Genomic DNA, 25,497 nt, shown 5'->3' on the forward strand with positions numbered 1-25,497 from the left:
TTTGCGGGAACTTCCATGTCTGCGCAGGACTTTACCGTCCAGGCGCGGCCGGGCAAAGCCTCGGTTCTGCCTGGCGGCAACGTGGTGCTGACTCCCGTTGTTCAAGGCAGCGGCGGATACTCGGGGACGACCGCGCTTTCAGCCAGCGGGCTGCCTACGGGAGTGACGGCGAGCTTCGCTCCTGCTTCTGTCAGCGGGTCGTGGGCGGTGAGCCTGCTCACCCTCAGCACGACAAGCAGCACGCCGGCGGGAACGTACAGCATCACACTCTCGGGCGTTGGCGGTGGTCTAACGCGTACGACAACATTCAGCCTTACCGTTGCGCCGTCGTTCACGTTTACGCATCCCGGTATTCTTCTCGGCGCCACGCAGCTTGCGAACATCGAGTCGAAGGTGGCGCAGTCAACCTCACCCTGGAGCAGCGCGTATAGCGCGGCCAGTGGCAGCAGCTATGGATCGTTGACCTATGCTGCAACGCCCCATGCCTCGGTCGATACAACAACAACTGCGAGCACCGACCTCATCAACGATTCGGAAGCGGCGTATACACAAGCGCTGCTCTGGTACATCACTCGGAACAGCACCTACGCGAACAACGCCATCGCGATCATGAATGCATGGTCGAGTACGATGACAGGCGGGTTCTCGGGATCTAACGATTACAACGTCGCGGCCTGGGCAGGGGACAACTTTCCTCGGGCCGCTGAGATCATTCGTTACACCTATCTCGACTCCAGCGGTGCGGCGTTGTGGTCTTCGACAGACATCACGCAGTTCAAGTCCTTCCTCACCTCACAGTTCGTTCCCATGCTCACAAATGATCGTGGACAAGGAGATTACGGTGGCAACCTTCACGCTTCCACGGCTGCTGCTGAGATCAACATCGGCGTCTTTCTGGATGATCCTGCGACGTTCTTTCGTGGGCTCTGGATGTGGCGCTATGCTTTACCCGCATATGTCTATGAGCCCGGCGACGGTAGCTATCCTGCGCCTCCTATCGACTGGACCGCGAGTTATAGCTCAATAACAAATATGGTTACGCTCTGGTATGGCCAACCTATGTTCTCTGAAGGTTTGAGCCAGGAGACGTGCCGTGACCTTGGTCATACGCGCTGGGGTTTTGCGGCACTGGCTAATGGCGCGGAGACCGCATATCTGCAAGGCGTCGATCTCTATGCGGAGTCATCGCTCGGCACAAGCAATGCCACGCGGATGCAGGATGGCTTGGAGTTCAACTCCACGTATCTCAACGGCGCAACGCCACCGAGCACGTTGTGCAGCGGAACGTTGACAGCAGGCAGTTCCGTTGGAACGGGAGAGATCGCCTACAACGCTCTGGTCAATCGCCGTGGCCTTAGTCTGCCAGAGACCAGCACGTTTCTCTCGGGGCAGCGGCCTACCGGTGCGAACTACTTCATGAACTGGGAGACACTTACCCACTACATGAATGCAGCCACGTCGACGGCCTCGATAGCCGTGTCGCCTGCGAGCATCGTCGCCGGAACAGCGAGCTTTCCTCTCGCTGCCACGATCAGCTTTGCGAACACCGCAACGCCAACCGGGGCGGTCACGTTTCTGGTGAGCGGCTCTGCCTACTCTGCATCCTGCTCCACCACCAGCTCGACAACGATCGCCTGCAGCTCCGCAGATACGGGCAGTGCAAGCCTTGCGGCTGGCACGTACACCATCACCGCTTCTCAGGCGGCAGACTCTTTCTACGGATATGTGGCGGGTACAAACTCGCTTGTTGTTACTCCAGCGCCCGACTTTACCTTTGTGTCCTCCGGCAGCGCGAGCCAATCGATTGTCTCGGGAAGCACCGCGACCTTCCTCTTTTCGCTGACTCCGACAGGGAGCGCCTATCCCGGCGCGGTCAGCTTTTCTGTTAGCTGCCTGCCGCAGGGAGCATCCTGCAGTGTGACTCCCTTATCGCTGTTGGCAACAGCAGGCGCACAGACCGTTACGCTGACGGTGCAGACACCGGCACGCACTGCGATGTCCAGGGCTCCACGCGGGCCAGAGTCCTTGCTGCTTGCAGGCCTCATATTTCTGCCGATGGGTTTGCGTCGTCGCCGCAAACGCCGGCTCCGGCCAGCGTTACTTGCGTTGCTCTCCGTGGGAGTACTTCCGCTGCTGATCGGCTGCGGAAGTTCCAGCACCAGCGCGACGACAGCGTACACGCTGACCCTCATCGCGACGAGTGGGGCGGTGCAGCATAGCCGTACCGTTACGCTCACTCTTCAATAAAGCCTGTTTACCGTTTTATGTCGAATTGCATTGTTTGGTTGTGGTAAAAGTGGTCTTACTCATCTAAAAAAATGTATTCGGAACCCCGAGAGGGCGGACCGAGATGTTTGCTTCACCCAGGGAGGTTGTACTGATGGCTCTTCATTCGTCGTTCCTGCAGCGCAACAGAAGTTTCGTGCGTGGCTCCGTAGCATCTGCTTTGGCCGTTTTCCTGTCGTTTGGAGTCTCTGGATGCGGGGTGGGTACGCTGGCGGGTTCTTCTGCGCCGAGCACCGGAGCCTTTACTCTGTCCGGCAATCTTCACGGCGGACAGCAGCCCATCATTGGGGCCACGGTGAACCTATATCGAACAGGCACTACCGGCTACGGCAAGGGATCAACCTTGCTGGCGACCTATACAACGGGCACAGGCGGCAACTTTGCTTTTACCAAGAGTGCAACGAACAGCGACGCGGTCGACGGTTCCACGGCCACATGGGCTTGCCCCACTGCGGGCGATCCGCAGATCTACCTGCTGGCAATTGGTGGTAACACGCAGGGGCAGGCCGCCTCGACGACAACTTCGGGGAACTCGACGATCACGACCTCGCAGTCAAACACGGCATCCGTCATGATGAGCGCGCTCGGCAAGTGCTCCACCATCAGCAGCAGCACTGTCGTCCAGATCAATGAAATGACGACCGTTGCCAGTGTTGTGGCGTTGCAGCAGTACATCAATCCCGGCACATCGGCTGGCACAGCCACTGTTGGTACCAGCAGTTCGACGCAGGGTACGGTTGGTTTGAACAACGCGCAGAGCGGCATTACGAACCTGGTGAACATCGCCAGCGGTCAGCCGATGGGCGTCAATACCGTGACGAACAATGGCCTCTCCGTAACCGTAACGCCCGAGGCTGCGAAGCTCGTGACGATGGCCAACATTCTGGCGGCGTGCATCAACTCCACTAACGGTGTGACGACGACAACCACAACGACAAACGGTTCTTCCAACTCTTCCAGCGTCCCCTCAACCTCGACTTCCTGCGCGGACCTAATGGCTGCTGCTGCGCCACCAGCATTGGCCTCGACCACGAGCCAGCCGTCGGCCACATTCAATGCGGCCGTGGATACCCTGCAGGCTGCGTACTACATGGCGGTCAATCCAACAGATGCCGGCACTGTCGCAAGTTGCCAGAGCACGAGTGGAGCGACGACGAACATCGCTTGCCTCTATGGTCTTAGTTCCAGCATCGGGCCGTTTGCTCCGGGGCTGACCGCAGTTCCTACTGACTGGACGATCGGTGTCAATTACGCGAGTACCAGCGCCTGTACCTATGGCAGCTTCCTGCTCTATCCCTACTTGCTGGAGTCGGATGCTCAGGGCAACATCTGGGCTGTCAGCGGTGGAAGCAACGCGACGCTCTCGGAGCTGTCTCCTGCTGGCGTGCCCCAGGTTTGTGCGCTTGGCAACACCGCCAGCGGTCGTGGCATTGCGATCGATATCGCGGGCTATGTCTGGATCTCGGCGTACACCGGAACCTCCGGCATTCTGCGCTATGACCCAACATCGAGTTCCTCCATCGCGTTCAATGAGAGTGGCATCACGCCGTACGCGATCACTGCTGATGGCAGCGGCAATATTTTCTACACGTCGAGCGTCAGCAAGATCGTGCGTGAGCTTCCGGGAGCGAGCTCAGCAACCGCGGCTGTGACCGGGCAAACCATCGGCGGAGCCATCACAGCCACTCCCTACTTCATGGCGGTTGACCAGGCGGGCCGCATCTGGGTAACAGACACCAGCACGACTGGCGGACTGTATGACTTCTACCCCGATACCAGCGCGAACGCGACGAATGGGTACAGCACTGCAAACGTTGGCAGCACCACGTACACCTATAACAACTATGGCATTGCGGTGGATGGATCAAACGTCATCTGGATGCCAAACAGCAGCTCGCGCAACACTCTGGGCTGGGTCACTCCTGCATCGGCCAGCACGGCGACGCTGAACGCTACGGCTGCCTACGCTGGAGGCATTACCTCTCCGCGCGGTGCTGCTGTGGATGGAGCCGGCAACATCTGGGCTCCGAACGGAGTCGCCGAGCTTTCCGGTCTCTACTCTGTCTCCAAGTTCGATAAGAGCGGTAACGCGCTTTCGCCTACGGTAGGCACGACCTCTGCTGCGAACAACGGTGGTTATCAAAAGCCCACGACAGTGTTCTCCAACACGCTGCGTGGTGTCACGATCGATCCTTCGGGCAATGTGTGGATGGGCAGCAACACCACCACAGGCACCAGCATTGCAGAGATTGTCGGGGCAGCGGTTCCGGTGGTGATGCCCTTGAGCGTGCAACTGCAAAACGGCACGGTTGCTACCAAACCGTAGCTCGTTTCTTACCAGGAAATTCCAGAACCTGCAGAGGCGATGTGCGTCGCTTCTGCAGGTATTTTTTTGTAGCGCGTAGGCTGTGGGTTGGCGTTGTAGCAGTCAAGTCATGTCAGGATCGAAGTGCGCATGGAACAGGAAAGAGGCCCCGGCAACTTGCTGGGGCCTCTTAGCTAACTTGCGACTACTTTTGGATTGCCAGATGTAGCGGGAGATCGCGTGAAGAGTTGCCCACCCACACGGTGTACGTGCCAGGAGTTACGGTCCACGCACTCCGTTCTGCAGACCAGATAGAGAAAGAGCGTGCATCCATCGACAGGTGAACGCGCTTCCTCTCTCCCGGCCGCAGCGCCACCTTGGCAAAGTCCCGCAATTGCCGAGGCGGTTCGCCTGCAGACGACGGATAGCTAAGGTAGAGCTGAGCAACATCCGCTCCTGCTCTTGGTCCATCGTTCTGCACGAGTGCAGAGACATCCACCCGGCCACCAGGCAGAGGCTTGACGCGAAGCGAGGAGTAGCGGAAGTGCGTGTAGCTCAAGCCAAAGCCGAAGGGGAAGAGCGGCGTTTGCTGGTGCGCGTCCTGCCAGCGATAGCCTACCTCCAGCTTCTCGGTGTAATGCTCAACCCCATGCACCCCGGGATATTGATCGGCTGTGTTGGCTGGAACGCTCGCATCCGATGCCGGGAATGTTATCGGCAGTTTGGATGAAGGATCGACGACGCCGGTCAGGACATCGGCGACCGCGTTGCCTCCCTCTTCACCAGGGAACCACGCCTCCAGAACACCGGCAACTTTGTTCAACCAAGGCATCAGCACCGGCGTCCCTGTTTGCAGAACCACAATCGTGTGTGGGTTCGCGGCAGCAACCGCTTCAATCAGGTGATTCTGCAACGCAGGTAGCGCCAGTGTTGGAGCGTCGTAACCTTCATGCGCCCACTCGCCAACAAACACTACCGCCGTATCGGCATGGCGAGCGGCTTCCACTGCTCTTGCAACGCCGGGAGTTTCAACGCCTGCAGGAAGCTTCCAGTAGAGGCGAGCAAGCCCGCGAGCCGTAGAGACATACTCTGCACGCAACGCGTAAGGATGGCCTGCTTCGAGATGTACTCGAAGCTCGCGGTTCTCCAGCGAGTTGGGCGTTTGCTTCTGATCGTCGAGCAGTAGTTTGTCATCGAGATACAAACGCATCTTGCCCCACATCTCGAAGCCTATCGTGTACTCGCCGGTCGCGGGCGCTTGCAGCGTCGTTGTCCAGCGCAGAGAGAACTGCGGCAGCATATCGGCGAACGGCGCACCAAACTCGTCGCGAATCTCTGGAATCCGTTCCGTGCGAACAGCCTTCGGCGTTCCGCTGAAGGTCGTGTTGGCAAAGTACTCCGCCTTCACTCCGTTGCTTGAAGAATTGTTCGGCAAGGACAGAGCGAGGCCATCTATCGTGTCCTGGCGATCAACAAATCCGGTTCCTCCAACGGGGGCATAGTGTACCTGCTCCACACCGAAGCGCTCTCGCAACGCGTCAATGGGCGTCACGGTATGAAGCGGAAGCACGAAGGCTGCTCCACCACCTTCGAGCAACTGATCTGTTTCCGGCCCGATCACTGCAATCGAATGGTTCTTCGTCGTCAAAGGCAATATGCCCCCTGCGTTACGCAGAAGAACGATACCGTCCGTTGCCAGCTTACGAGCTGCGCGCGCTCCGGCAGCTTCGTCGATAGGCTTCACTGTCGGCAATGGGTGATTGAAGAGCCCAAAATGCATCATCGTTTCATAACGCCTGCGCAAGGCCTGATCCACGAGCGCAACCGGCACTTCGCCTGACGCAACCTTCTTCAGAAACTCCTGGTTGAAGGTATCGCCCTTCGGCATCTCGAGATCAAGCCCGGCCCGTATGTCTTGCACTGCATCGTGGGCCGCTCCAAAGTCAGAGACAACAAAGCCATCAAACTTCCAGTCATGACGGAGGACCTTCGTTAGCAGGTCGTCGTTCTGGCAGGCGTATCGCCCGTTCAGTTTGTTATAAGCGCACATGAACGAAGCCACATGCGCACGCTTCACCGCAGCTTCAAAGGCAGGGAAGTAGATCTCACGCATCGTGCGATCGTCTGCTTCTGCATCGACGAAGAGACGATTGTCTTCCTGATTGTTCAGCGCAAAGTGCTTGACGTTCGCGAGTACATGCAGGCTTTGCACTCCGCGAATGTTTGCCACTGCAATCTCGCTCGTAAGAAACGGATCTTCGCCAAAGCCTTCAAACGTGCGTCCGCTGCCAGGTATGCGAGCGATGTTTACGGTTGGAGATTCGAGCATGGTGCGGCCAATGTCGAGCACTTCACGAGCAACGCTCTCACCGTAAAGCCACGCATCCTGCTTGTCCCAGGAAGCGGCGATTGCCAGCGGCGCCGGATAGGCTGTCGCTCGTGGCTGCACAAAGTCCGTAGGGCCAATGCCTGCGGGCCCATTCGCCATTGGCAAGGGAGGAATGCCCAGCCGCGGTATCCCAGGCACCCAGCGGTCATGCACCTTCGTATCCGGGCCATGTAGTTGCTGAATTTTCTCCTCAAGCGTCATCTGCTTGAGCAGTTTGTCGGCGCGCTCTTTCTCGTTCTTGCTTTGAGCGTGCAAGGGAGTGGCAAGCAATGTGGCCGCTAGTAATCCGAGTACGATGCTGCGCTGTTGCATGGCGGGGATGGTCCCTTCTTGAAAGCCTGGTGCTCTCGTGTCTTGAAGAACGTTTTAGAACGACTGCTCGATCTCTTCGAGAGTCCGGCCTTTGGTTTCGGGCAGAAAGAAGGCGGCAGCAACGAAGTACACAACGCTGCACAGCGCCCAGATCGCAAACATTACGGCGTACCCATGGTGCGTGACCGTCGGAAGAAACATGCCTGCGATAAGAGTCGAGACTCCTTGATTCAGCAGCAGCGCCACACCCATGCCGATAGAACGAATGCGCGTCGGCATCAACTCTGAGAGTGTCAGCCAGACAACAACACCAGGTCCAATCGCGAAGCACACGATGAAGAGACCCAATGAAAACGCGATGGCCCAGCTCTGCATATTGCTGGGTTGCGGCAATATGTTCGCCGCTCGTATTTGAATTGCTGTTACACCGTAGGATGTCTGCGGAGCCAGCGAAAGCTCATCATGGCCTGAGCTTGCCAGTGTGGCAATCTTCTCACCCTGACCATCGCTGTAGATCACGGTAAGTGCGGTTGGCGCATGGTCGCTGCTCCATGCCGTGAGGTCCGCAGACGCAAGCTGCAGCGAGCCATTCTCCATATGGCTGCGCACCTGCGAGGTGACGTCCACACGTCTAGCTTCTTCTTTATGGAACAGCAGCGCAGTGAAAGAAAGAGTCAGAACAATACCCGCCGTGCCGATGGTCAGCAGAAACTTGCGACCCTTGCGGTCGATAAGAGAAACCGCCAGCAGGCTGATCACACAATTGACAAGCTTCACGGCAAAGTCACCCTGCGTCGCGTGGGCGGGACTCATCCCTGCCTGCTTCAGAATGACCGCAAGATATCCAAGAATGGAGTTGATGCCCGTGGCCTGATTGCATGCAAGGATCACGCAGGCCAGCACGAACGGGAAGACATATTTGCGCTGCAGCAGCGATCCTGCATGTTGGCTCTTTGTGTTTTGGCTCTCATCGTTCGCAGCTTGTATTGCTGCAATCTCATGGTCGGCTTCATCTTCTGTCGCCAACCGCATCAGAGAGGCGCGAGCCTTTTGCACACGACCTTTGCGCAGTAGCCAGCGGGGTGTTTCGCTCAGCCCGAACGTACCCAGAAAGAAGAGAAGTCCCGGAACCATCACACTGAGGAACATTCCTCGCCAGGCGTGATCTTCCGCTGCGTGAATGAGCGCAGCGTCACCCGCGGCTGCGGCAATCTGCATCTCCGCGTGCCGAATAAAGTACCAGCCAATAGCCGCAGCAAGTACGATGCCGAGTGTCAGCATGAACTGGAAGATCGCCGAACCTCGCCCACGCGTGGAAGCCGGAAGGGTCTCTGCAAGATACAGCGGAACGAGAACTGCGATCACACCTCCGCTGATGCCTTGAAGCAGACGGCCGAGGAAGAGCATCATGAAGCCCTGCGAAAGCACGATCAGCACGACGCTCATCACAAACAGCAGTCCGCTCACGATCATCATCTTTTTGCGGCCAAGCAGATCCGCCAGGATGCCCGCGACCAATGAAGAGAACATGCTCCCGCCCAAGACCGCCGCAACAATAAAGGAGGTCTGTGTCACCGTCAGGTCGATTGTCTTCGCCAGATAAAGCAGCGCAGCAGAGATGATGCCCACATCGATGCCATAAAGCAGGCCTCCCAGCCCGGCGATCAGCAGCAGAAATCTTCCATAGAAGCTCGATGTTCGGGTCGTGGTCAGCGCGGGGACGGTGGGCGAAAGAGTCGGCATCGAAGTTCCTATTGACTATATTTTTATTTCGCTTTGTTTTTTTATGTTACGATAAATTTCGTTGCAGCACATATTGCTAGTGAGAAAAAGCTCACATCTGAAGGGGACGCGTATGCAAATGGAGATGAAGTCGGTGAAAACGCTGTCTGAGATTCTGAATCAGCCCAGTGTCTGGGAGACCTGCCTGAAGAGCGTTACAGGGACGGATCTGGAGACGCTTTTCGGTGCTCATGATCCGCGTCAGGAGTCCTGGCTTTTTGTTGGCTGCGGAACGAGCTACTACCTGGCGCAGGCCGCTGCTGCCAGCTTTACGGAGTTGCTCGATGCGCCAGCTGCTGCTGTCCCGGCTTCGGAGATTATGCTTCAGCCCCAGTTGGTTTTCGCTGGCGGCCGTCCATGCTTCCCGGTCCTGATTTCGCGCTCTGGTCATACCTCGGAGGTTTTGCAGGTTGCAGAGATTCTGCGTGCTCGCGGTGTAGAGTTCCTTGCCGTGACCTGCGACGGCCGCGAACTTGAGAGCACGACGCCCTTTGTTCTCAAGCTTCCTGTGCAGGAAGAGAGCACGGTGATGACCTCCTCATTCACCTCCATGTTGCTCGGTCTGCAATGCGTGGCTGCGCGTATTGCGGGCAACCAGGGGTTCATCGACGAGTTACATCTTCTTCCTGCTCACCTCGAGCGTCTGCTGAAGCAGTACGAGCAGAGCGTAGAAGTGTTCGCGCAAAATCATATTGAAGACTTTGCTGTACTCGGTCAGGGCGCGCTCTATGCGATTGCTTCTGAAGTCGCGTTGAAGCTGATGGAGTCTTCCTCGACCTACGCCCAGTACTTCCACACGCTGGAGTTCCGGCATGGACCGAAGTCCATCGTTGGTCCGGACACTCTCGTTTGTGCGCTGCTTTCGGAGCGTAATTTGAATGTGGAGATGCCGGTCCTTCTGGAGATGAAGCAGCTTGGCTCTCGGATCGCCGCGGTCGTGAACCATGCGCCTGACGCGCTGCGTGCGCAGGCTGATCTTCTCGTGGAGTTGAGCCTGCCCGTGTCGGAGCTGGCGAGCCTGGTTGTGTACGTGGTGTGGGGCCAGTTACTGGGCAGCTACCGTGGTTTGGAGAAGGGGCTCGATCCCGACAATCCACGCAACCTCAGCCGTGTCGTTACCATTTAGCTGGAGGTCTGCGCGTGCGTCGTTTCGACATCACCATTGCAGGGGAAGTGAACCTGGATCTCATTCTTCCGGGGCTTCCTGCTGCTCTGCCTGAAGAGCGCGAGTTGCTGGCGACGGACTTTGTTTCGACGCTTGGCAGCTCGTCCGCCATTTTGGCTCACAACCTCTCCATCCTCGATGCGAAGGTTGGCTTCATCACCGCTGTGGGTGGGGATCCTTTCGCTGGCCTTGCCATGGAGTGGTTGAAGTCGGCGAGCGTCGATCTTTCTAAAGTAGTGGAGTTTGCTGCAGGGAAGACCGGCGTAACGCTGTTGCTGCCGCATGGGAAGACTCGTCATATCCTGACGTATCCCGGTGTGATGGCGGAGATGACGGTGAGCGATCTCGACGTGGACTATCTTGCGTCGGGCCGTCACTTTCATCTCTCTTCACTGTTCCTGCAAACAGCTCTCCAGCCCGGCTTGCCAGAGTTGTTCCGCACGCTTAAGGCACGCGGCGTAACGTTATCGCTCGATACGAACGATGATCCTGAAGACCGCTGGGGCGCGCCTCTCGAAGAACTGCTTGGCCTTGTCGACATCTTCCTGCCGAACGAAGATGAAGCTTGTCGCATCGCAGGCACGCGTGATGTGGACGCTGCCCTGACGTATCTGGCCAAACGTACTCCGGTGGTCGCGATCAAGTGTGGTCGTAGAGGTTCGCTGGTGCAGGCTGGGGAAGATCGTTGGGAGGTCGCCTCGCAAACGGTTACCCCTGTCGATACCATCGGCGCAGGAGACAGCTTCAACTCCGGCTTTCTCAAGGCTTACCTAAACGGCAGTTCCTGGCAGCGTTGTGCAGAGTGGGGCAACGCCACGGCAGCACTGTCCACGTTGCGAGCAGGCGGCGTCGAGGCCTTCCGTGATGCCGAATTGCGATCAGCTTTTTTGCAAACCGCACTCAACCCGCAGGTCGGTTGAGATGCAGGGCATCACGCTGCAAAATGAACTCGCTTCGGCAACAATCATGCCTGCGCAAGGCGGTCGCGTAGCCTCTCTGCGCAGCCTGCTAACGGGCGTCGAGTTCCTGTGGCAGGCGCCGACGCCCTGGAGTTTGCGGCAGCCTGGGGAAGATGCAAACTTTGCTCATGGTGCTGCTGCAGGGATTGAAGAGTGTCTGCCGACTGTTGCTCGCTGCGAAGCCGCAGGGACGCCGCTACCCGACCATGGAGACTTCTGGCAGTTGCCGTGGCAGGTGCTTGCTGTGTCCGCCAACGCTGCGACGTTGCGTGCAGAGGGTTTCTCCCTGCCTCTTGCCTTCGAGAAAACCTACACGCTACGCGGTGCTGCGCTTTGTCTTGAATCGAAGATCACGAACATCGGCGCAGAAGACACGTCATTCCTTTATGCGGCACATCCATTGTTGGCCGTGGACGAGGGCGACCGCATCGTGCTTCCAGATGAGTGCGCAAACCTCGCACTATTTGATTCGCGACACACGCGCCTGGGACACAAGGGCACTCAGCTCTCATGGCCGCAAGCTGCGCTCGCTAGCGGCGAAGGAGTCGTTGACCTCAGTTTGATCGGTGCGTTCGACGACGACACTGCCGAGATGCTTTACACCCCGCGGCTTCTTCATGGCGTTTGTGGTCTGTATCGCAGCGCCTATCGGCAGGGAATCAGCCTTTATTTCTCAGAAGACTCGTTGCCCTGGATGGGCTTGTGGATCTGTTGTGGCGGCTGGCCGGACGATGGCTCGCCGCGGCAGTACGCCTTTGCACCAGAGCCTACCTCTGCTCCATGCGGATCGTTGTCCCAGGCCCTTGCTGAATCCTCTGCAACTGTTCTGTCTCCCGGAGCCAGCTTCAACTTTTCGCTGGAGTTCGCGCTGAGTGATTCTGGCATCGACCTTGCCGACTTTACCGCTCGTACTCTTCACCGAGCTTGACGATTCATGGAAGGGGCGTATCGTAAGGAAACGATAGTTCATTCTAGAAATATTGTTGAGGCGGGAATGAGTCCGAAGGGCCCAAAACAGAAACATGCCGTTAGCGAAGCTGGAAGCGAGCCTGTCGCCGCAGCGCAGAACATGCTCATCGGCGAGCGCCGGCAGCATGTCATGCGGCTGCTGGAGCGTGACGGCCGCGTACTCGTCTCTGAGCTTTCGACTCAGCTAGGCATCTCGCCCATCACTATTCGCAAAGACCTCGATTACCTTGAGTCAAAAGGTCTGGTGGAGCGCACGCATGGTGGCGCGCTGGCTCCACAGAAGACGGCGATGCTCGACCGTCCGCTGAAGGAAAAAGAGTCGCAGCAGACCCGCGAGAAGCAGTTGATCGCAGAAGCCGCCGCTTCGCTCGTGCAGGAAGGGCAGTGCGTTCTGCTGGACTCCGGCACGACCACGACGGCCGTAGCGAAGGAGCTGCGCCGCTTCTCCAATCTCACGATCGTCACCAACGCGCTGAATATTGCAGCGGAGTTGAGCGACACAGACTTCGACATCATCTTGATCGGTGGCAACCTTCGCAAGAACGCTTTCTCGCTGGTCGGGCCACTTGCCGAAGACGTTCTGCGCGAGATTCACGCGGACATCCTTTTTCTCGGTGTGGATGGCTTCGATGTCGAGACGGGCATCACGACGCCCAGCGTACAGGAAGCCAGGGTGAACCGCGTGATGGCGAACGTCTCACGCAAGGTCGTGGCCGTTTGCGATTCGACCAAATTCTCCCGCCGCAGCCTTGCGCTCATCATCCCACCTTCTGCGGTCCACAAAGTCATCACAGACAGCAATATCGACGCAAAAACGAAGCAGGCGCTGGAAGCTGCAGGCGTCAGCGTAGTCACTGTTTAAATCTGGCTCGCTGCGGTATATCGTTTAGTATCGTTTTATATGGAATATCGTTTCCTGGTAAAGCGCATGCTGACGGCCGCCTTGGCTCTGCCCCTGGCGAAGGCTTCCCTGGCTCAGTCACCCTCGACTTTCACAAATGAACTTCTGCCGCAGCCAATGCAATTGCGTGCAAGCGCAAGGGGTTCGTTTCGTGTCGCTGCGGGCTGGAATATCTCTTCGCCGTCGATCGCAAACCCAACGGTTTCCGCTATTGCGAAGCGTACGGTGACGCGTCTGCAGAACGAAACAGGCATCTGGTTCAGCGATCCATGGCAGCCCTCAGCCGGTAAAGCCGCCGCGCTGACGCTTGCCGTAGAGGACACCTCTGTGACGCAGCCATACTTCGGCATGGACGAGAGCTACCGTCTCGATGTGGACGCTTCCGGCGCACATCTTTCCAGCCACACACTCTTCGGTCTCCAGCGTGGTGTTGAGACATTCCTGCAACTCGTACAGCATGATCCTGCGGGATACTATCTGCCTTCGGTCCACATTGACGATGCTCCTCGCTTTGCATGGCGCGGATTGATGCTCGATGCCGGGCGACACTTCCAACCTGTCAGTGTCGTTCTGCGAACGCTGGACGCGATGGCCTCCGTCAAGCTCAACGTGCTGCATCTGCACCTGTCGGAAAACCAGGGCTTCCGCGTCGAGAGCAAGCGCTTCCCGAAGCTGACGGGTGAAGGCTCGAACGGCGAGTTCTACACGCAGGCGGACATTCATCACATTGTGGCGTATGCCACATCGTTGGGCATACGTGTCGTGCCAGAGTTCGATCTGCCTGGGCATACAACGAGCTGGTTCGTTGGCTATCCCGAGCTCGCAAGTCTGCAGAAGAGCTATCAGACCGACCGAACCTTCGGTGTGCATGATGAAGCCATCGACCCCACGCGTGAGTCCACGTACAAGTTTCTCGATGCCTTCTTTGGTGAGATGGCAGAGCTCTTTCCTGACAGCTATGTGCACATCGGTGGCGATGAAAGCAACGGCAAGCAGTGGCAGTCGAATCCTGCGATTCAAGCCTTCATGAAAGATCATCATCTCGCCGACAAAGCTGCCTTGCAGGCGTACTTCAACCGTCGCCTGCAGGAGATCTTGCAGCGGCATGGCAAGAAGATGGTGGGCTGGGATGAGATTATCCACCCCGATCTTCCTTCGGATGTAATCGTGCAGAACTGGCATGGTGTGTCGTTCCTCGCCCAGGCTGCGCGCGATGGCCACAGAGGCTTCTCTTCCAAGCCGTATTACCTCGACCACAACGAGACTGCTGAGTCGATGTATAAGGCTGATCCTGTCTCGCCGGACGCCCACCTCACGGACGCGCAGGCAAAGCTGATCGTTGGTGGCGAAGCCTGCATGTGGAGTGAGCAGGCTGTTCCGCTCACCATCGACTCGCGTATCTGGCCTCGTACAGCAGCCGTAGCGGAACGCCTCTGGTCGCCTGCTACTGTTGTGGACATCGACGATATGTATCGTCGTCTGCGGCAGGAGGAGTTGCGCCTCGATGCCATGGGCATTGAAAACCTCTCTGGCCCGCAGCGTATGCTGCGCCAGCTCTTGGGGCAGCGCAATCCTGTGTCGTTGCAGGTTCTCGCGAATGCCGTGCAGCCCGATGATTTTCATGATCGTGCTCGCTTACAGAAGAACACCGTCGATACGCCAATGACTGGCTTCGTCGACTCTGTCGTCTTCGATCCGCCGCTGCGTCATGATCTGCAGATCACGATGCAACAGTACCTGCAGGGCAACGCAAGCGATTCGTCCGCAGCGCAGCAGCGTTTGCAGGCCCTCTTCTCGAGCTGGCAGCAAGCAGGAGACGCTTTGAAGGCGCAGTGTGCCGAAGAGCCTCGTCTGAACGTTGTTGCTTCTCGCGCAGCTCAACTTGCAGACCTTGGTCGTCTCTCGCTTGCCGTTTTACAAAGTCACCAAAGCCGCACGTCTTTGCCTGCATCGCAGCACCAGCAGTTGGACGCTCTTTTTGAAAAGTCCTCTGCACGTGATGCCTCGATGGTGGAGTTTGTCGTGCTTCCCCCGCTGAAGGAGTTGTTGAAAGCTACGCCGTAAGCGTGCAAACCAAGCAAGAAAAAATGCCCAGCTGCGCTCTCCAACGCAGCTGGGCAAACTTGTTTGCGACGTAATTAACGCTGTAGCTTTGGCAGCAGCCGCAGCGCGTTCTCGCGATACACCTTGCGCAGCACGTCGTCTGGCAGGAAGATGCCGTAAATGTTCCACCGGCCCTGGCGCGACGCGTGCGAAGGATAGTCGAAGTACTCGTCCGCCGTTTCCAGGAAGCGGAAGTGCAGGCGATACATCTCTACATTTGGCAGCAGGTCGGTGCCAAACAGAATGCGGTCCGCATAGCGCAGGAAAAACTCGCGTGCAGCATACGGCTGCCTACCCAACTCCGGCGTGCGCGCGCTCATGTCGATCATCAGGTTGGGCAGGCGATCAAGCTGCTCGCTGAGATAGCGGAGATCTTCACCGCTCTCTGCACAGTGGGCGCCAATAAACGTGATCTCAGGATGCCGTGCGATCACTCGGTTGCGTTGTTCCATCAGCTCGCGCTTTGTTACCGGTACCTCATGAAAGCCCCAGTCCGGGTGAGCGGCCAGCTCTTCATAGCGTTCATTCTGTGGATCAATTGGCTCAAAGAACGCGCTGGGATCAGCCGTGTGGAACATCACGGGAAGCCCCAGTTTGGCACACGCGTCGAAGATCGGAATAAAGCGCTCATCGTCGATCGTCAGCAGCTTGCCCTGTTCATCGCGCAGCACTAACCCGAGGTCTTTCCAGAACTTGATCGCGACTGCGCCATGGTCCACCATCCGCTGAAGGCGTTCGATCGTAGTTTGAATAAACTCCGGGCTATCGATATCACTCCAGTCCATCCACCCGATAGAGGAGAAGCGTTCCGGGGCTGCTGCATGAAAGCGATCCATGATCGCCAGAGCCTCATCGCCCACCTTCATCGTGATGTTCACGACATGCTCAATGCCGGTCTGGTCCATGATCTTGAGCACTTCGAGTGGGTCGGTCGAGTCCAGATGATTGTGATAGTCGATCGCGGCAAACTTCGCCCGCTCCACAACCGACACGGGCGTCACAAGGCTGGACTTGGGGTGAAAGTCGCTCAGGCGAAGGTCCACTTCTGCCGTAGCGTTCACCAGATCAACGAACATGTCCCTTTTCTCGACAGCAGAGTCCATCAGAATCCCCTCCATACCGTTTTCGCTTGGAAAAACGTTCTGCTCCATCATCATTTTCAGTACGCTAGCTGAATATGAATGCAAAAGCGTAAAAAGCGAAATAAAACACTTGCAAAATATAGCATGAAAAAGCTATAAAAACTCACACACCATTTTACGTATCCGTTCCGGGGTTTTGTGCCCGGGAGCGAGGTTGGAGGAACCATGAGTTTGCACCTGATGGGGTCGGCGGTTCTCAATATGCTGAAACCGAAAGCGAAGCGGGTAGTTCAGTCGATGTTCCTCCTTGGTGTTGCGACGGGAGCGCTGGCGCAGACCACGACCACCAGCATTGTTGGTCGTGTGCTCGATCCTTCTGGCGCGGTTGTGCCAAAGGCGCAGGTCGTTATGCAGAACAAGGACACGAACCAGGAGCTTCGCACGCTCACCGACTCGCACGGCGAGTACCGCATCGATCTTCTGCCTGCTGGTACGTATGACGAGAAGGTAACGGCTTCGGGTTATAAGACGACCGTACAGCCCGGGCTCGTTCTCTATGTTGGCCAGGTCGTAACGCTCAACGCCAGCCTGTCGATCGGTGAAGCTTCTACGACGGTGGAAGTGAGCACGGCGCAGCCCATCGTCAACACGACGAACAGCGAAATCGGCGAAACGATCACCTCGCGCGAGATTACCGATCTTCCGCTCGTCGACCGTAACGCTTACACTTTGCTGGACATCATTCCCGGCGTGCAGAACAACCAGAACAGCATCGTATTTGGCTACCCTGAGCAGCGCACCATCGTGAATGGTGGCTACGACGCCGGCACCGGTTCAGTGAACTACTTCCTCGACGGCGGACCGAACCTCACAGGTCTTCGCAACACCGGCAACATCACGCCCAACCCCGATGCTCTGCAGGAGTTCCGCGTGCAGACCAACGGGTACAGCGCAGAGTACGGCCGCTTCCCCGGCGGCATTATCAACGCCATCACAAAGTCCGGTACCAACGACTTCCACGGCACGGTGTTTGAGTTCAACCGCAATCAGGCTCTTGCCGCCAGAACGTATGGTTCTGATGCCTTGCCGAAGGCCCCGCTCAACCGCAATCAATTTGGCGGAACGTTAGGTGGTCCCCTCCGCAAGGACAAGCTCTTCTTCTTTGGCTCCTATGCTGGCCTTCGCCAGGACGCGGCAAACTTTGTGAACAGCGCCGTTGTTCCTACTGAAGCAGAGCGCAGCGGCGATTTCAGTGGCGACGCGGCAACTGCGCTTCCCGTGGATATCTCAGGCACCACACCTGCGCTCTTTGCGTGCGGCGGAGTCGTCGGCAAGATCTGTTCCACGCAACTTGATCCTTCTGCCGTAAAGATCATGAACGACTACATCCCCCACGCCAACGTGGGGACGAATCTCTGGCAGGGGTATCTCGCAACCTCCGTTCACTCTGACGACTTCCTCGCCAAACTCACAGCGAACCTCAGCGAGCGCCAGCATCTGAACGTGCTCTACTTCAACACCAGCGGTAACAGCCTGCTTCCGGCGAACAGCTCCACGAACCTGCCCTGGGCTAACATCTATTACCACTGGCGTCAGCAGAACTCGAACATCGTGCATGACTATGTGATCTCTCCCTCGTTGATCAACCAGACGTGGATCACGTACACGCGAAACTTCGCGGGCCGCGTCGGCTCCCCTGGCACTGGTCTTGACGATCTCGACTCGTCCTTCACCACGCAGGGAACGAAGAGCCTGCCGTACATCACGGTTACGGGTTACTTCACACTCGGCAACGCTGTGCAGGGCCCCGTCGCAGGAACGAACTTCTACTCCGTGCGCGACATGCTCACCTGGACGCATGGCCGTCACTCCATTCGGTTCGGCGGTGAATCCTCGCTCGATAAGGACATTCAGCAGATCACGCAAACGAACTACGGTGTCTTTAGCTTCGGCACAACGATGACCGCCGGCACGGTGAACAAGGTGAAGTACACCGGCAACGCGCTGGCAGCGTTTGAAATTGGAAGCCCCACCGGCGTATCGCAGGGTTCGCCCGTCACGGGCTACACGAATAGCTGGAACACAGCACTGTTCCTGCAGGATGACTACCGCATTCTTCCGCGCCTTACGTTGAATCTCGGTATTCGTTGGGACATCCAAACGCCACCGACTGACCCGGAGAATAAGGAAGGTACTTACATCGCTGGTCGTCAGTCGGTCGTTCGCCCCACTGCACCTGTTGGTCAGCTCTTCCCAGGAGATGCCGGTGTTACGCGAGGCATCACGCCAGTTCGCTGGAACCACATCTCGCCTCGCGTAGGTTTCGCGTACGACCTCTTCGGCAACAGCCGCACCTCCATCCGCGGTGGAGCAGGCCTCTTCTGGGGCAGCACCTCCGGCAACGAGTGGAACCAGATGGAGAACTTTGTGCCCTGGTCGCTTACCTTCACCTTCACGAACGCCGGCAGCATTACCGGCGCACGCTTGAGCGATCCGTACAAGAATCTGGCTGGCGGCAATCCCTACCCTTACTCCGGTGGCTGGCCTGTGGCCGGAGCGCAGATCTACGGCATCTCCACGGACTATAACGGCCCCTATATTTACCACGGCAACTTCTCCGTCCAGCAGCAACTCACGAATACCATCGGCATCCAGATTGCTTATGTAGGAGCTCTGGCGCACGCGCTGCCATTCTCAACGGACGTCAACTATCCAGTGTTGGACGCAACGGCAAAAACAGGTGCCGCAAGCGCTCTGGCGCGGCGTCCGAACCCACTCTTTGGTCAGGTGGCGCTTACCAAGTCGAATCAAACGGCGTCGTATCATGCCCTGCAGGTGACCGGACAGAAGCGTATTGGTTCTTCGTTCACCATGTCTGCGTTCTATATCTGGAGCAAGGCGATGAGCAGCACCTCCATGCAGACACAGAACACAAACTCCGGTGCACAGGACTTCAACAAGCTTGGCGCTGAGCGTGGACTCTCCGACTACGACATCCGCAATCAGTTTGTGGCAAGCCTCATCTGGCGCAGCCATCTCTATAGCGGAAGGTCGCGTTGGATCGGCTCAACGGTCAACGACTGGGGTGTTTCTCTTATCGCAAAGGTCCACACCGGCAATCCTTACAACTTGTTGAATGGTGGCGATGCAAACCTCGATGGCAGCAGCAGCTACGATCGCCCTGAGCTCGTTGGAAACTCCAAGAATATCGCCGTTCGTTCGAATAAGGAGTGGTTCAACACCGCGGCGTTTGCCTACAACACACCAACCAACGGCAATCCTGTAGATGGCAACACGCCACGCAACTACATCATCGGGCCTGGGTATCGTGATATCGACCTGTCGCTTACGCGTAACTTCCATGTCACGAGAAAGACGGTTCTACAGGTACGTGCGGACGGCTCCAACGCTTTCAATATGGCGACGTTCACAACTCCTGCTACAAACCAGCGCACGATCACATCCAGTCTTTTTGGCCAGTTGAACACAACGAACCCAAACCGACTCGTTCAGCTTGGTGCAAAGCTGTTGTTCTAGTTACAGCCGCACGGGTTCAACATAGGCAGAAAAGGGAGCAACCATCTGGTTGCTCCCTTTCTGCCTATGTTCTTTAGCGCTAATGAGCGATGGTTGTAGAGCCTGACTTGGAGTTGCCGCGCGGCCCTGTCACGGTTCCGCTTGCGGTCGAGGTGCCGTTCCCGTTGTTCGTTGTGGAGCCATTCACCGAAGTCGTCCCTCCCTTGACTCCCGTTACCGAGCCAGACTCCGTCGTGCCTGTGGGGGCTCTGGTCGCGCTGCCTTGTCCTGACACCTGGTTGCCTCGCGCTCCTGTGACGGTTCCACTACCGGATACGGAGTTGCCGGTTCGTGAGGCTGTGCTCGTTGCCGTCGTGCCATGCGGGCCGGTGCGCGTGTGCTGTGCCAATGCTGGCACTGTAAGTAGAAGGACGATCGGAGAAACAGCCAGTAGCATTCGGTTCATTGGGTCACCTTTCACAATTCCCATGCTTTTTACTTAGCACGCTGTTCCAATCGAACACATCCTCTTTGGGTAAGTCTTCTTTGCCGACACTTCCTTACACTACAAAGATTCGACTCTCTTTCGCGGACTGCACCCGGGATGGGAAACTCGTAAACAGAACTCGAATAGGTACAGGTGGCGTGTTTTGAATCCTGCAGGCGAACCTTCATGACGCAGATACTGTTGATCGACGACGACAAAGAGTTATGCCACGGCTTGCAGCGGCTTCTTCGCATGGACGGCTTTGAGCTTTCCTTCGTGCACGACGCTCGCGACGGCCTGCTGCGCGCTGTGGAATCGACCTTCGAGCTTATCGTTCTCGACGTCATGCTCCCCGGCGGCGATGGCAGGGTTCTGTTACGAAAGCTGAGAACCTCATCCGATGTTCCTGTCATCATGTTGACCGCTCGCGGCGATGAGAAGGATCGCATCCTGGGGTTAGAGCTTGGTGCAGATGACTACCTCCCCAAGCCCTTCAACGTGCGTGAACTGATCGCACGAATGCGTGCTGTACTCAAGCGCAAAGGCGCGGAAGCCTCGCTGCCTCTGCTTCATCTTGGCGATATCGAAATTCATCCTGTGCTGCGACAGGTCAAGCAGAAGGGGGAAGCCCTCTCGCTTACTGGCACCGAGTTTGAAATCCTTCTCGTCCTCGCGCGATCAGCGGGCAGAGTCGTTACCAGGGATGAGATCGCAGAGGCCTGCCTCGGGCGCTCCATCGGAGCCTTCGACCGCAGCGTCGACAACCACATCAGCAACCTCCGCAAGAAGCTCGGTCCTGCACCCGACGGCAATGAGAGAATCCAAAGTCTGCGCGGTGTCGGCTATCTCTACATCGGCGAGTCGCAACAGTGAGGCTCATCCACTCGCTCTACGCCAAAATTTTCAGCTGGTTCTGGTTGACGCTTGGCGTCGGCGCGTTGCTCGTCCTCATCGTCACTCTCTTTACCGGGACGCAGCCTCTTGGCCGCCGCTGGGCGCGGCTCACGCAGGACATGTACGCTCACAGCGCCATTGACTTTTACCAGAGCGGTGGAACCCCTGCCCTCCAACGTTACGTAGACATCCTGCAGAAGTCGTCCGGCATACAGGCCGCACTACTGGACGAACATCAACAGAACGTTTTGCCGCGTCCCACACCTCCAAACGTCCAAAGTGTTCTGGCAGATAGCCTGCGTCGGCAGCGGTCTGCTGTACATCTGGGAAGAGTCTGGACCTCTGCAACACCACTCTTGTACGGCTCGCGCAGATTCCTCTTTGTGATGGAGGTCCACCCACTGGATGGCTTTGTCGACGGAACCTTTGCAAGACCTTTTCTCAATCGCCTCCTGCTCGCGTTTCTCGTCGCCTCACTCTTCTGCCTGCTTCTTACGCGGCATATCGTGGCTCCTGTAAAGGCGTTGCAGCTAGGTGCACAGCGGCTGGCCGCTGGAGATCTCAGAACCCGAGTAGCGCCGGAAGTAACGGCTCGCAACGATGAACTCGCCGACACCGCGCGCGCCTTCGACCAGATGGCCGACCGCATGCAGCTACTCATACAAGGACGGCAGGAGCTACTGGCAGACATCTCTCATGAGCTGCGATCACCACTTACGCGAATCTCCGTTTGCGCAGAACTCATTCAGCGAGGCGAACTCGATGTTGTTGAGCGCATCCAGGTCGACGTCAAACGCATGAACGCCATGATCGGCCAGATCCTGTTGTTGACGCGCCTGGATCTGCAACCGCCTGCCGTGGTCTCTGATGCTATTGACTTGCCGGGGATGCTCGAAAGCATCACACAGGACGCTGCTTTGGAAGCGCAGCACTTGGACAAAAGCATCCACCTTCATGTTGGTAGTTCCTGCATCATCCACGGGGAAGCGAACCTTATTCGCAGCGCAATTGAGAACGTTGTGCGTAATGCCGTTCGTTACACCGAGCCTGGCACTACCGTAGAGGTCGCTGCTCAACGCCTCTTCCTCCATGAGCAAACCTTGTGTGAGGTCATCATCACCGATAGCGGAACCGGCGTTCCTGAAGACGCATTGCAGAAGCTGTTTGATCCCTTCTTCCGCGTCTCGGAAGCCCGCGAACATGATTCCGAAGGAACAGGCCTGGGCCTCTCCATCTCACGTCGCATCGTGGAAATGCACAACGGCACCATCTATGCGCGTAACCGTTCCGATCGTCCAGGCTTGCAGGTATGCCTGCAGCTTCCTACGAAGTAACTCGTTTACCGCAGGCAAATTAGCCTGGACACTTCGTGACAATCTCATCCGCAACAGCTGAGTCCTCTTGAGGTTCTATGTATGTGTCAGTACGGCGCACAGATCGCCGTGACAGACGCAAAGGAGAACTTCGATGAAGCTCAATATGCCCATACTCGCGCTCGGTGCGCTCGCACTTTCCTTTACAGCAGCTCATGCTCAGGTATCCAAAAGCACCACGGTGACAGGACCCAACGGACAGACCGCAACTCGCAATACTACTCATGTCAACGGTCAGACCTCGGTGACGACCACCGGTCCGAATGGCAACTCTGCATCGCGTACGACCAATCGTTATGCGGGCGGCAGCTCCACCGTCGCCACCGGTCCGAACGGTAACACCGCAACTCGCACGGTCAGCGGCCGCGGCACAGGCGTGACCACGGTCAACCGCTCTGGCCCTCGTGGCAGCTCTTCACGCGTCACTACTCGCTAATCAGATTGCATAACGGCGAGACGTCTACCGCGTCTCGCTACGTACCTCCGCAAGCGACTCGCGCAACAACTTCCTCATTGCTCTCATTACCGGCGGAGAGGGCTGGCATAACAATCAGTCAACCGCGCCCGCTTCGACTGGGACGACCCACTTGCTGGCTCCGGCGGCGGCGCACAGCACTAACGGGAGAGGGTAGCGGCACAGAAAATCGAACAGGCCTACCTCCTGTGCCGCTTGTTTCCCCTGCGTTTTCCTTCGCGCCTCTCAGTAGGATGAAGGAGATGTCTGAAGCCACTACTCTCGATCCGCAAACGCTCTCTTATATCGCTTCAACGCTGAACCTTCCTCTTCCGTCCATCAAGGCCGTAATGGGGCTGCTGGATGAAGGTTCCACCGTGCCCTTCATCGCGCGCTACCGCAAAGAGGCGACAGGCAATCTCGACGAAGTACAGATTCGCGACGTCGCCGACAAGATCAGCTACTTCCGCGACCTCCTGCAGCGCCGCGCAACCGTGCTCGCCTCCATCGCGGAGCAGGGCAAGCTGACCGACGAGTTGAAGGCCCGTATCCTGGCCACGCTCGATCGCAGCGAACTGGAAGATCTGTACCTGCCTTACAAGCCAAAGCGCCGCACCAAGGCAACCATCGCCCGCGAGAAGGGACTCGCTCCACTCGCGGAGTACATCTGGCAGCAGCAGCCTGCCGCGTTGGATCTGATCGCCCTCGCGCAGACTCTGGTCGATCCCGCGAAGGAAGTCGCAACCATCGAGGAAGCTCTCGAAGGCGCCCGCCATATCGTCGCCGAACTCATCACCGAAGACGCGCACGTCCGCAAGGCAGCTCGTCAACTCATGTTCGATGAAGGCACCATCATAAGCCGCAAGCTCACAGACGCCACCGACGAGCAAGAGAAGTTCAAGATGTACTACGAGTACCGCGAGCCCGTGAAGGCGATCCCCTCACATCGCATGCTCGCGATCCGTCGCGGCGAAGCCGAGAACGTACTCTACTGGCTCATCGAACTCGACGAACCTCGCATCCTCTCTCTCGTCTCCTCGCACGTCGTACGCGCCGAAGGCGACTGGTCGCCGCACCTGCGCACCGCCATCGAAGACTGCTGGAAGCGCCTGCTGAACTCCTCCATCCAGGGTGAAATTCGTCTCGAGCTTAAGCGTCGCTCCGACACTGCGGCCATCGACGTCTTCCGCGAAAACCTGAAGCATCTCCTGCTCGCCGCCCCCGCCGGTCCCATCGGCGTTCTCGGCGTGGACCCCGGCCTGCGCACCGGTTGCAAGCTCGCCGTCGTCGACGAAACCGGCAAGTTCCTCGCCGACGACGTCATCTACCCGCACACCGGTCGTGTCCGCGAAGCCAACGACAAGCTCGCCGTCCTCATCGCGAAGCACAACATCCGCGCCATCGCGATCGGCAACGGCACCGCCTCGCGCGAGACCGACGCCTTCGTCAGTGACTTCTTCAAAGAGAAGGACCTCTCCGGCATCTTCCGCGTCACCGTGTCGGAGGCGGGCGCCAGCGTCTACTCCGCCTCGGACATCGCCCGCCAGGAGTTTCCCAACCTCGACCTCACCGTACGTGGCGCCATCTCCATCGCGCGTCGCCTGCAGGACCCCTTGTCCGAACTCGTGAAGGTCGATCCCAAGTCCATCGGTGTCGGGCAGTATCAGCACGACGTCGATCAGCGCCAGCTGCAGCAGTCGCTCGAAGCCACCATCGAGAGCTGCGTGAACCGCGTCGGCGTCGATCTCAACACTGCATCGTGGACGCTCCTGCGTTACGTTGCGGGCATCACCGAGCGCATCGCATTGAACATCGTCAGCTTCCGCGATCAGCACGGCCGCTTCCTCTCTCGCTCGCAGCTTCATGAAGTCTCAGGCGTCGGTCCCAAGACCTTTGAGCAGGCCGCAGGCTTCCTGCGCGTGCGCGACGGCGAGCAGCCTCTCGACAACACCGCCGTGCACCCCGAGTCATACGGCCTCGTGGAAGAGATCGCTCGCTCGCTCGCCACGCCCGTCTCCGACCTCATCCGCAGCCCGCAACTGCTGACCGGCGTCAACAAGGCAAACTTCGCCGTCGGCAGCTTCACGTTGAACGACATTCTCGAAGAGTTGAAGAAGCCCGGCCGCGATCCGCGCGACACCTTCGTCGCTCCTTCGTTCAACGAAGCTGTTCGCGAAATTTCTGACGTAGAGCAGGGCATGGTGCTCGAAGGTGTCGTCACGAACGTCACAAAGTTCGGTGCCTTCGTCGACGTCGGCGTCCATCAGGACGGCCTCGTGCACATCTCCGAAATCTCGAACCGCTACATCAAGGACCCGTCCGAAGCCTTGAAGGCTGGCGAGATCGTCAAGGTGAAGGTGCTCAACGTCGACACGAAGACCAAGCGCATCTCGCTTTCGATCAAAGCGCTGCTCGCACCTTCAGGAGCGCAGCCAAAGCGGCGCAACTCGCCCCCTCCGGCCGAGGTCTCCATGCAGGACAAGCTCGCTTCGCTCTCCTCGCGCTGGCGCACCAACTAAC

Annotated in this window: 16 protein-coding genes; 12 read left to right on the plus strand and 4 right to left on the minus strand. The window is 57.9% G+C overall.

Annotated elements, in window-relative coordinates; all coding sequences use genetic code 11:
* Window positions 1-15: 15 nt before the first annotated feature.
* Together PW792_03000 and PW792_03005 are read left to right on the plus strand one after the other, a co-directional pair.
* Complete coding sequence (locus PW792_03000; protein MDE1160897.1) at window positions 16-2,247, plus strand: alginate lyase family protein; 2,232 nt, start codon at window positions 16-18, stop codon at window positions 2,245-2,247.
* Window positions 2,248-2,380: 133 nt separating this feature from the next.
* A complete protein-coding gene (locus PW792_03005; GenBank protein ID MDE1160898.1) occupies window positions 2,381-4,612 on the plus strand; it encodes a hypothetical protein in 2,232 nt (743 codons plus the stop codon).
* 184 nt (window positions 4,613-4,796) lie between these two features.
* Here PW792_03005 and PW792_03010 read toward each other — a convergent pair whose 3' ends face one another.
* Together PW792_03010 and PW792_03015 are read right to left on the minus strand one after the other, a co-directional pair.
* Complete coding sequence (locus PW792_03010; GenBank protein MDE1160899.1) at window positions 4,797-7,292, minus strand: glycoside hydrolase family 3 C-terminal domain-containing protein; 2,496 nt, start codon at window positions 7,290-7,292, stop codon at window positions 4,797-4,799.
* A 54-nt stretch (window positions 7,293-7,346) separates the two neighbouring features.
* On the minus strand, window positions 7,347-9,035 hold the full coding sequence (locus tag PW792_03015; GenBank protein MDE1160900.1) for an MFS transporter: 1,689 nt from the start codon (window positions 9,033-9,035) through the stop codon (window positions 7,347-7,349).
* Window positions 9,036-9,168: 133 nt separating this feature from the next.
* Between PW792_03015 and PW792_03020 the strand changes: the two genes are divergently transcribed.
* From PW792_03020 to PW792_03040, 5 genes are all read left to right on the plus strand, one after another.
* Window positions 9,169-10,200: an SIS domain-containing protein gene (locus PW792_03020; GenBank protein MDE1160901.1), complete on the plus strand. Its 1,032-nt coding sequence runs from the start codon at window positions 9,169-9,171 to the stop codon at window positions 10,198-10,200.
* A gap of 14 nt (window positions 10,201-10,214) precedes the next feature.
* Entirely contained in the window at window positions 10,215-11,159 is a 945-nt protein-coding gene (locus tag PW792_03025; GenBank protein ID MDE1160902.1) for a carbohydrate kinase family protein, read from the plus strand.
* A gap of 1 nt (window position 11,160) precedes the next feature.
* Window positions 11,161-12,126: an aldose epimerase gene (locus tag PW792_03030; GenBank protein ID MDE1160903.1), complete on the plus strand. Its 966-nt coding sequence runs from the start codon at window positions 11,161-11,163 to the stop codon at window positions 12,124-12,126.
* Window positions 12,127-12,192: 66 nt separating this feature from the next.
* Window positions 12,193-13,029, plus strand: a complete 837-nt coding sequence (agaR, locus tag PW792_03035; GenBank protein MDE1160904.1) for a transcriptional repressor AgaR — start codon at window positions 12,193-12,195, stop codon at window positions 13,027-13,029.
* A 66-nt stretch (window positions 13,030-13,095) separates the two neighbouring features.
* Window positions 13,096-15,132, plus strand: a complete 2,037-nt coding sequence (locus PW792_03040) for a family 20 glycosylhydrolase (GenBank protein ID MDE1160905.1) — start codon at window positions 13,096-13,098, stop codon at window positions 15,130-15,132.
* Window positions 15,133-15,206: 74 nt separating this feature from the next.
* Here PW792_03040 and PW792_03045 read toward each other — a convergent pair whose 3' ends face one another.
* Window positions 15,207-16,247, minus strand: a complete 1,041-nt coding sequence (locus tag PW792_03045; GenBank protein MDE1160906.1) for an amidohydrolase family protein — start codon at window positions 16,245-16,247, stop codon at window positions 15,207-15,209.
* 231 nt (window positions 16,248-16,478) lie between these two features.
* Here PW792_03045 and PW792_03050 point away from each other — a divergent pair, with 231 nt between their 5' ends.
* Window positions 16,479-19,790, plus strand: a complete 3,312-nt coding sequence (locus PW792_03050) for a carboxypeptidase regulatory-like domain-containing protein (GenBank protein MDE1160907.1) — start codon at window positions 16,479-16,481, stop codon at window positions 19,788-19,790.
* Window positions 19,791-19,869: 79 nt separating this feature from the next.
* Here the strand turns inward: PW792_03050 and PW792_03055 are convergent, their stop codons facing one another.
* Entirely contained in the window at window positions 19,870-20,235 is a 366-nt protein-coding gene (locus PW792_03055) for a hypothetical protein (GenBank protein ID MDE1160908.1), read from the minus strand.
* A gap of 207 nt (window positions 20,236-20,442) precedes the next feature.
* Here PW792_03055 and PW792_03060 point away from each other — a divergent pair, with 207 nt between their 5' ends.
* The 4 genes from PW792_03060 (at window position 20,443) to PW792_03075 (ending at window position 25,496) form a co-directional block, all read left to right on the plus strand.
* Window positions 20,443-21,129, plus strand: coding sequence for a response regulator transcription factor (locus PW792_03060; GenBank protein ID MDE1160909.1), 687 nt, complete (start codon window positions 20,443-20,445; stop codon window positions 21,127-21,129).
* The gene (locus PW792_03065) at window positions 21,126-22,484 is read left to right on the plus strand and encodes an ATP-binding protein (GenBank protein ID MDE1160910.1); all 1,359 of its coding nucleotides are present in this window, start codon (window positions 21,126-21,128) and stop codon (window positions 22,482-22,484) included. The genes PW792_03060 and PW792_03065 overlap by 4 nt, the downstream gene beginning before the upstream one ends.
* A gap of 133 nt (window positions 22,485-22,617) precedes the next feature.
* On the plus strand, window positions 22,618-22,959 hold the full coding sequence (locus PW792_03070) for a hypothetical protein (GenBank protein MDE1160911.1): 342 nt from the start codon (window positions 22,618-22,620) through the stop codon (window positions 22,957-22,959).
* A 281-nt stretch (window positions 22,960-23,240) separates the two neighbouring features.
* Window positions 23,241-25,496 carry a Tex family protein gene (locus PW792_03075; GenBank protein ID MDE1160912.1) on the plus strand — a complete coding sequence of 752 codons (2,256 nt, stop codon included), beginning with the start codon at window positions 23,241-23,243 and terminating at the stop codon, window positions 25,494-25,496.
* Window position 25,497: the final 1 nt, after the last annotated feature.

Source organism: Acidobacteriaceae bacterium (genome assembly GCA_028283655.1).
GTDB lineage: Bacteria > Acidobacteriota > Terriglobia > Terriglobales > Acidobacteriaceae > Granulicella.

Bases quoted from the DNA above. Each gene is read 5' to 3' on its own strand.
- PW792_03000 (MDE1160897.1), top strand. From the start codon at position 16: ATGTCTGCGCAGGACTTTACCGTCCAGGCGCGGCCGGGCAAAGCCTCG.
- PW792_03005 (MDE1160898.1), top strand. From the start codon at position 2,381: ATGGCTCTTCATTCGTCGTTCCTGCAGCGCAACAGAAGTTTCGTGCGT.
- PW792_03010 (MDE1160899.1), bottom strand. From the start codon at position 7,292: ATGCAACAGCGCAGCATCGTACTCGGATTACTAGCGGCCACATTGCTT.
- PW792_03015 (MDE1160900.1), bottom strand. From the start codon at position 9,035: ATGCCGACTCTTTCGCCCACCGTCCCCGCGCTGACCACGACCCGAACA.
- PW792_03030 (MDE1160903.1), top strand. From the start codon at position 11,161: ATGCAGGGCATCACGCTGCAAAATGAACTCGCTTCGGCAACAATCATG.
- agaR (MDE1160904.1), top strand. From the start codon at position 12,193: ATGAGTCCGAAGGGCCCAAAACAGAAACATGCCGTTAGCGAAGCTGGA.
- PW792_03040 (MDE1160905.1), top strand. From the start codon at position 13,096: ATGCTGACGGCCGCCTTGGCTCTGCCCCTGGCGAAGGCTTCCCTGGCT.
- PW792_03045 (MDE1160906.1), bottom strand. From the start codon at position 16,247: ATGTTCGTTGATCTGGTGAACGCTACGGCAGAAGTGGACCTTCGCCTG.
- PW792_03050 (MDE1160907.1), top strand. From the start codon at position 16,479: ATGAGTTTGCACCTGATGGGGTCGGCGGTTCTCAATATGCTGAAACCG.
- PW792_03055 (MDE1160908.1), bottom strand. From the start codon at position 20,235: ATGAACCGAATGCTACTGGCTGTTTCTCCGATCGTCCTTCTACTTACA.
- PW792_03060 (MDE1160909.1), top strand. From the start codon at position 20,443: ATGACGCAGATACTGTTGATCGACGACGACAAAGAGTTATGCCACGGC.
- PW792_03070 (MDE1160911.1), top strand. From the start codon at position 22,618: ATGAAGCTCAATATGCCCATACTCGCGCTCGGTGCGCTCGCACTTTCC.
- PW792_03075 (MDE1160912.1), top strand. From the start codon at position 23,241: ATGTCTGAAGCCACTACTCTCGATCCGCAAACGCTCTCTTATATCGCT.